At 59.0% G+C, this 7,017-nt stretch carries 8 protein-coding genes; 5 read left to right on the forward strand and 3 right to left on the reverse strand.

Features of this window, described 5'->3' with window-relative positions; all coding sequences use genetic code 11:
* Positions 1 to 38 precede the first annotated feature (38 nt).
* Positions 39 to 533, forward strand: coding sequence for a hypothetical protein (locus tag Q7W83_RS14085; RefSeq protein ID WP_150633637.1), 495 nt, complete (start codon positions 39 to 41; stop codon positions 531 to 533).
* A 130-nt stretch (positions 534 to 663) separates the two neighbouring features.
* Here Q7W83_RS14085 and Q7W83_RS14090 read toward each other — a convergent pair whose 3' ends face one another.
* Both Q7W83_RS14090 and ccoN read right to left on the reverse strand, forming a co-directional pair.
* Positions 664 to 885 (reverse strand): cbb3-type cytochrome c oxidase subunit 3, encoded by a 222-nt coding sequence (locus Q7W83_RS14090; protein ID WP_473656215.1) that lies wholly within the window; start codon positions 883 to 885, stop codon positions 664 to 666.
* A 15-nt stretch (positions 886 to 900) separates the two neighbouring features.
* Positions 901 to 2,328, reverse strand: coding sequence for a cytochrome-c oxidase, cbb3-type subunit I (gene ccoN / locus Q7W83_RS14095; RefSeq protein ID WP_473656216.1), 1,428 nt, complete (start codon positions 2,326 to 2,328; stop codon positions 901 to 903).
* Positions 2,329 to 2,591: 263 nt separating this feature from the next.
* Between ccoN and Q7W83_RS14100 the strand changes: the two genes are divergently transcribed.
* The 3 genes from Q7W83_RS14100 (at position 2,592) to Q7W83_RS14110 (ending at position 5,717) form a co-directional block, all read left to right on the forward strand.
* A complete protein-coding gene (locus tag Q7W83_RS14100) occupies positions 2,592 to 4,265 on the forward strand; it encodes a nitrite/sulfite reductase (protein WP_473656217.1) in 1,674 nt (557 codons plus the stop codon).
* On the forward strand, positions 4,262 to 4,741 hold the full coding sequence (locus Q7W83_RS14105; protein WP_473656218.1) for a DUF934 domain-containing protein: 480 nt from the start codon (positions 4,262 to 4,264) through the stop codon (positions 4,739 to 4,741). The genes Q7W83_RS14100 and Q7W83_RS14105 overlap by 4 nt, the downstream gene beginning before the upstream one ends.
* A gap of 304 nt (positions 4,742 to 5,045) precedes the next feature.
* Positions 5,046 to 5,717 carry a DUF3313 domain-containing protein gene (locus Q7W83_RS14110; RefSeq protein ID WP_150633643.1) on the forward strand — a complete coding sequence of 224 codons (672 nt, stop codon included), beginning with the start codon at positions 5,046 to 5,048 and terminating at the stop codon, positions 5,715 to 5,717.
* 131 nt (positions 5,718 to 5,848) lie between these two features.
* On the opposite strand, the gene Q7W83_RS14115 is transcribed toward Q7W83_RS14110, so the two are convergent.
* On the reverse strand, positions 5,849 to 6,274 hold the full coding sequence (locus Q7W83_RS14115; protein WP_150633644.1) for a YciI family protein: 426 nt from the start codon (positions 6,272 to 6,274) through the stop codon (positions 5,849 to 5,851).
* Between the two features lie 206 nt (positions 6,275 to 6,480).
* Here Q7W83_RS14115 and tpx point away from each other — a divergent pair, with 206 nt between their 5' ends.
* On the forward strand, positions 6,481 to 6,981 hold the full coding sequence (gene tpx, locus Q7W83_RS14120; protein ID WP_008030203.1) for a thiol peroxidase: 501 nt from the start codon (positions 6,481 to 6,483) through the stop codon (positions 6,979 to 6,981).
* Positions 6,982 to 7,017 lie beyond the last annotated feature (36 nt).

Consider the following 7,017-nt stretch of genomic DNA (forward strand, 5'->3'; position numbering starts at 1 on the left):
AAAGTCCGCAGCACTGCTTCAACCAAAGGAACACCGCAATGGACGACGTACAGCAACTGGGCGAGATGCTTCGCCACTACGCAGACAGCGAAGCGCACAAAAAACAACTGTTCGAGTCGCAATCGGCCGTGTGGACGACGCGCATTGGCGAACTGTTCGATCAGATCCAGCAATGGCTGGAGCCGGTCCAGGCGCCAAACCTGCTGGAAGTCAGCCGTGAGGCGTATGTCGCCTCGGGGCCTAGCGTTCCAGTCGAGACTTCCACGTTCAAGACCGAGAAACTGGGCATCGTGATCGCCGGCAAACCCGTGGAGTTCGTGCCGGACGTGATGGGCGCCGGGGGGCAGATTTCCCTGGCGGTGATGGGTTTGACCGCCGCGCGGTATGGCAGCATTTCGCTGGTGTGCCTGCCGCCGTCCGACAACTGGCAGTGGCGCAAGACCAATGGCTTGAAAGACCCGGACACCTTCGCCTTCGATGCGAATTTTCTGGCGCAGCAGTTGCAGAGTCTGATCCCCCGCGATCGGGGTTGAATTCTCAGAGGCTGACACATAACCCTGTGGGAGCGGGCTTGCCCGTGATGACGGCATCACATTCAACACACTCGTTGACTGACATTCCGCTATCGCGGGCAAGCCCGCTCCCACAGTGATGGGCGGTGATTCAGAGTTCGAGGTTTATCCATCCCGGTTTCGGCTCTTCCGGCGCCACCGCTTTCACCACTTTCCCCGTCGCCAACTCCACCCGACGCGCCACCTCCGGGTCATCGGCAAACGGGATCAGACTCGCCTCTTCCAGACTCTGCGCGGTCTGCTGCTTCAGGCAGTACTCGACCGCCAGCCAAAGCCCCGCCACGCCCAAGCCATTCAACACTATCTCGATCATCTCAAGTTCCTCGCCTCAGGCAATCTGCGCTTCACGTTCAGCCATCGCCACGTCGCAAACCCGCACGGTGCGCCAGGCGTTGTACGCCATCAGCAGCATGCCGCTGAGGAAGCACACGCCGCCGGCAAATCGCACCACAAACCCCGGATGGCTGGCCTGCAAGGCCTCGACGAAGGAGTAGGTCAGCGTGCCGTCGTCGTTGATCGCGCGCCACATCAGGCCCTGGGTGATGCCGTTGACCCACATCGAGGCGATGTACAGCACGGTGCCGATGGTTGCCAGCCAGAAATGCAGGTTGATCAGCGGGGTGCTGTACATCTGCTCGCGGCCGAAGATTTTCGGAATCATGTGGTAGACCGCGCCGAAGGTGATCATCGCCACCCAGCCGAGTGCGCCGGCGTGCACGTGGCCGATGGTCCAGTCGGTGTAGTGGGAGAGGGCGTTCACGGTTTTGATCGCCATCATCGGCCCCTCGAAGGTCGACATGCCGTAGAAGGCCAGCGACAGCACCAGAAAACGCAAAATCGGATCGGTACGCAACTTATGCCAGGCGCCTGAGAGCGTCATCATTCCGTTGATCATGCCGCCCCAACTCGGCGCCAACAGGATCAACGACATGGCCATGCCCAGCGACTGCGCCCAGTCCGGCAACGCGGTGTAGTGCAAATGGTGCGGGCCGGCCCAGATGTACAGGGTGATCAATGCCCAGAAATGCACGATGGACAAGCGATAGGAATACACCGGCCGCCCGACCTGTTTCGGCACGAAGTAATACATCATCCCGAGGAACCCGGTGGTCAGGAAAAACCCCACCGCGTTGTGCCCGTACCACCACTGCACCATGGCGTCGGTGGCGCCGGAATACACCGGATAGGATTTGAACCAGTCCACCGGAATCGACAGGTGATTGACCACGTGCAACATGGCGATCACCACGATGAACGCGCCAAAGAACCAGTTGCCGACGTAGATGTGTTGGGTCTTGCGCTGCACCACGGTGGTGAAAAACACCACGGCGTACGCGACCCAGACCACGGTCATCCACACCGCGCCGGAGAACTCGATCTCGGCGTATTCCTTGGTGGTGGTGTACCCCAGCGGCAGGGTGATCAGCATCACCACGATCACCGACTGCCACCCCCAGAAAGTGAAGGCAGCGAGGGTGTCCGAGTACAGCCGCACCTGGCAGGTACGCTGCACCGCGTAATAACTGGCGGCGAACTGCGCGCTACCGGCAAAGCCGAAAATCACCAGGCTGGTGTGCAGCGGACGCAAACGCCCGAACGAGGTCCACGGCAGGTCGAGGTTCATCTCGGGCCACACCAGTTGCGAGGCGATCCACACCCCCATCGCCATCCCCACGACGCCCCAGAAAATGGTCGCCACGACGAATTGGCGGACGACCTTGTAGTTATAGGCCTGTCCGATTATTGCTGTGCTCATGGTCAATGCTTCCACGGTTGCAAAGTCTTGCCAGGCCACCCGGACTGGCATGCAACCCACTGTAGAAACCCGCGCGTAAACAAAACAGACTCAGAAAAACCGAGTTTATGCGGATCAGATACAACGCTTGCCTGCGGTCCTTGCCCGCATTCTGATACGGTTTTTTACCGTTTAGCTGAATCTGTAACGTACTGCGCCGCAGGTCCATAGTCACACCCAGAAAACGAGCCGCAGAGCCCGTCCCATCCTGATGAGGTAGCCACATGTATCAGTACGACGACTATGACCGGGCGCTGGTCTTCGAGCGGGTTGCGCAGTTTCGCGATCAGGTCGAACGCTTCACGGCGGGCGAATTGAGCGAAGAGGAATTCCTGCCGCTGCGCTTGCAGAACGGCCTGTACATGCAAAAACACGCCTACATGCTGCGCGTGGCCATTCCCTACGGCACGCTCAGCGCCCGGCAGATGCGCACACTGGCGAGCATCGCCCGGGATTACGATCGCGGCTACGGCCACTTCACCACCCGACAGAACATGCAGTTCAACTGGATCGAACTGGCCCAGGTGCCGGAGATTCTCGAGCGCCTGGCCGAGGTGGAAATGCATGCCATCCAGACCTCTGGCAACTGTGTGCGCAACATCACCACTGAAGCCTTCGCCGGGGTGGCCGCCGACGAACTGATCGACCCGCGACCGCTGGCGGAAATCCTCCGCCAGTGGTCGACGATCAACCCGGAATTCCTGTTTCTGCCGCGCAAGTTCAAGATCGCCATCTGTTCGGCCGTACAAGACCGCGCGGCGATCATGATGCACGACATCGGCCTCTATCTTTACCCCGACGCCGACGGGCAAATGCTCCTGCGAGTCATCGTTGGCGGTGGTTTGGGGCGCACGCCGATTCTTGGTCTGCAGATTCGCGAAGGCTTGCCGTGGCAGCATCTGCTGTCGTATGTCGAAGCGGTGCTGCGGGTCTACAACCGCCATGGCCGGCGAGACAACAAGTACAAGGCGCGGATCAAAATTCTGGTCAAGGCGCTCGGCATCGAAGCCTTTGCCAGGGAAGTGGAGGAGGAGTGGCAGTACCTCAAGGACGGGCCGGCGCAATTGACCGGTGACGAATATGAGCGTGTTGCCAGTGCCTTCGTGCCGCCGGATTACCGTTCGCTGCATGGCACCGACCTCGAATTTGGCACACGTCTGGCGGAAAACCCGGCGTTCGCCCGCTGGGTGTCGCGCAACGTCGAGCCGCACAAGGTGCCGGGTTACGCCAGTGTGGTGCTGTCGACCAAACCGGGCAGTGCTTCGCCGCCGGGTGATGTCACCGGCGAGCAAATGGATGTTGTGGCCGACTGGTCCGAGCAGTTCGGTTTCGGCGAGATTCGCATTGCCCATGAGCAGAACATTGTCCTGCCGGACGTGCCGAAGTCGGACCTGTTCACGCTCTGGCGTGTGGCCTGCGAGCACGGATTGGGCAGTGCCAATGTCGGCTTGCTGACCGACATCATCGCGTGCCCCGGTGGCGATTTTTGCGCGTTGGCCAACGCCAAGTCGATCCCGATCGCACAAGGCATTCAGGCACGCTTTGACGACTTGGATTACCTGCATGATCTGGGCGATATCAGCCTCAACATTTCCGGTTGCATGAACGCCTGCGGCCACCACCACATCGGCAATATCGGCATTCTGGGCGTCGACAAGAACGGCAGCGAGTGGTACCAGATCACTCTCGGCGGCGCTCAGGGCAAGCACAGTGCGCTGGGCAAAGTTATTGGCCCATCCTTCAGTGCTGCCGAAGTGCCCGGCGTGATTGAGCAGATCATCGCCACGTTCGTGCGTTACCGCGAGAGTGAGGAGCTGTTCGTCGACACCCTGCAGCGCCTCGGTCTGGAGCCGTTCAAGGAGGCGGTCTATCCGAAGCTGCTGGAGGTGTCGGCATGAACAATCTGCTGCGACTGGAGGCCGGTGTGGCGCGGATCGATGGCGCCGATCCGTGGACTCTCGTCAGGGACCTCGCTGCCGGATGGCCCTCAGGTCCGGTTATTGTGCCGCTGGCCTGCTGGCTGCAAGAGCCCAAACAGCATGGCGTGTGGCTGGGGCCGGACGATGAAGTGGAAAGCCTCAAGCCGTGGTTCGACCAACTGCCGCTGATTGCACTGGATTTCCCGAGTTTTCGCGACGGTCGTGGTTACAGCCAGGCCTATTTGCTGCGTACCCGATTGGGCTGGGCCGGCGAATTACGTGCGATCGGTGATGTTCTGCGCGATCAACTCAGCCATATGCGCCAATGCGGATTCGACAGTTTTGCGGTGCGCGAAGACAAGTCCGCCGAAGACGCGCTCAAGGGCCTCGTCGGCATGAGCGTGTTGTATGGGCGTTCGGTGATTGAGCCGCGACCGTTGTTTCGGCGCCGTTAGACAATGTCGAAGATCAAAGAATCGTCGCCTTCAAGCGCCTTCGCGAGCAGGCTCGCTTCTGCATTTTGACCTGCGCAGGACACCGGTTTTGCGTCCGATGGATATCTACGATTCGGCATTGCGACTTCCAAAGTCCGGGTGCGTTTGCCGTCAGGCGTGCGTACACGTTCGATTCAGTTTCGCCGGAGGGTGGCGGCAGCGATGGATGAATATTGTGATTCTGCACAACAAAGTGCGCGGCATTGGCTATACCTGTTAAACCCGGTTTCCAAATCGTAGTCGACCGCCCTACAGGAGTTACCGCATGAAGTTTGCATTAATGATGAGCACACTGTGCATTGCCTCGATCGGCTTAGTTGGCTGCGCCAGCAAGAAGGTCGAGCCGGACCAGTATTCGGGGTTTCTCAAGGATTACAGCCAGCTCAAGGAAGCCCAGTCACCTTCGGGGGCGGTGGTGATGCGCTGGGTCGATCCAAAGCTCGACATCAACAAATTCAAAAGCGTGTACATCGAACCGACGCAGCTGTATCCCAAGCCTCAGGCGACTGTAAAAATTCCTCAGGCCACCCTGAACGGGATCACCAGTTACTACGATCAGGCGCTCAAACGTGAAATCGGCAAATCCCTGCCGCTGGCCTCCGGCCCTGGCCCGGGTGTGATGGTGGTGCGCGCGGCGATCACTGCCGTCAGCAGCAAGACCGAAGGACTGAAACCTTATGAAGTGATCCCGATTGCGCTGGTCGCGGCGGCGGTGAGTACCGCCAGCGGGATTCGTGATCAGCAAACAGACCTGGCTACGGAGGCGGTATTTCTCGATGGCGGCAACAATAATGTTTTGGCCCAGGTTGTGCGCAAAGGCACCGGTAAACCGTTGGAAAATGAATCGCAGGTGATGAAGGCCGATGACGTGAAAGGCGTGATCGATGGCTGGGCTTCGGATATGCATCAGTCGTATCTGAAGCTTAAATCCAAGTGATGTATCGGGGTTGATGACCTCTTCGTCGGAGTTTGGTCCGGAGCCCGTTTACTCCCACATTGGATTTGTGATCGACACAGATCCAATGTGGGAGCCCGCTCGCGGTGGCGGACCAACAATCGCCGCATCACTCAGCGCTTGTTCATTTGCTCACGCTGCCGCTCCTCCTGCTCCCGCAGTTCTGGCGTGAACTCGGCGCCAAAATCCTCCGCCTCGAACACTTGGCGAATTTCGATTTCGGCTTCGGTGCCTGGCATCGGGTTGGGGCAGCGCTTGACCCATTCGATGGCTTCTTCTTTTGACTTCACTTGCCACAGCCAGTAACCAGCGATCAATTCCTTGGTTTCGATAAACGGGCCGTCGATCACCGAGCGTTTGTCACCCGAAAAGCGTACGCGCGCGCCTTTACTGCTCGGGTGCAGGCCTTCTCCCGCCAGCATGATCCCTGCTTTGACCAGTTCCTCGTTGTAATTGCCCATCGCGGTCAGCAGTTCTTCACTGGGCATGACACCGGCCTCGGAGTCGGGGCTGGCTTTGACAATGATCATGAATCGCATGGTTGTTTCTCCGCTGGATTTGAGTGGTTCACAGCATGGTCGAATGGCCACAGTCTGAATCGACAGCGCATCTCACAAAATATTGGCTGTACACCAACCTGCAGGAGTTATCACGATTTGTATCCGGGGTAGGTCGCCGGACCATTTCATGGTTAACTTCTGCCTCGTCGAATTTCTCCACATCAACGTTCAGAAGGACTCCGTTCATGGCTCAAGTCACTCTCAAAGGCAACCCTGTTCAAGTCAACGGCCAACTGCCACAAGCCGGTTCCAAGGCGCCAGCCTTTTCTCTGGTTGCCGGCAATCTGTCCGACGTGACCCTGGCGAGCTTCGCCGGCAAGCGCAAAGTACTGAACATCTTCCCAAGCGTCGACACCCCGACCTGCGCCACGTCGGTGCGCAAGTTCAATGCCCAGGCCAATGACGTCGCCAACACTGTCGTGCTGTGCATCTCCGCTGACCTGCCGTTCGCGCAAGCCCGTTTCTGCGGCGCCGAAGGCCTGGAAAACGTGCAGAACCTGTCGACCCTGCGCGGTGCCGAGTTCATCGAGAACTACGGCGTGGCGATTGCCGATGGTCCGCTCAAAGGCCTGACCGCCCGTGCCGTCGTGGTGCTGGACGAGAACGACAACGTACTGCACAGCGAGCTGGTCAAGGAAATCGCTGAAGAACCGAACTACGAAGCGGCACTCGCTGTTCTGAAATAAGCAGTTCATTACAATTGTTAACGGCCTGGCGGCGTT

Source organism: Pseudomonas sp. 300 (assembly GCF_055803035.1).

Coding starts and splice junctions, on each gene's coding strand:
- Q7W83_RS14085 (WP_150633637.1), top strand. CDS start 39: ATGGACGACGTACAGCAACTGGGCGAGATGCTTCGCCACTACGCAGAC.
- Q7W83_RS14090 (WP_473656215.1), bottom strand. CDS start 885: ATGATCGAGATAGTGTTGAATGGCTTGGGCGTGGCGGGGCTTTGGCTG.
- ccoN (WP_473656216.1), bottom strand. CDS start 2,328: ATGAGCACAGCAATAATCGGACAGGCCTATAACTACAAGGTCGTCCGC.
- Q7W83_RS14100 (WP_473656217.1), top strand. CDS start 2,592: ATGTATCAGTACGACGACTATGACCGGGCGCTGGTCTTCGAGCGGGTT.
- Q7W83_RS14105 (WP_473656218.1), top strand. CDS start 4,262: ATGAACAATCTGCTGCGACTGGAGGCCGGTGTGGCGCGGATCGATGGC.
- Q7W83_RS14110 (WP_150633643.1), top strand. CDS start 5,046: ATGAAGTTTGCATTAATGATGAGCACACTGTGCATTGCCTCGATCGGC.
- Q7W83_RS14115 (WP_150633644.1), bottom strand. CDS start 6,274: ATGCGATTCATGATCATTGTCAAAGCCAGCCCCGACTCCGAGGCCGGT.
- tpx (WP_008030203.1), top strand. CDS start 6,481: ATGGCTCAAGTCACTCTCAAAGGCAACCCTGTTCAAGTCAACGGCCAA.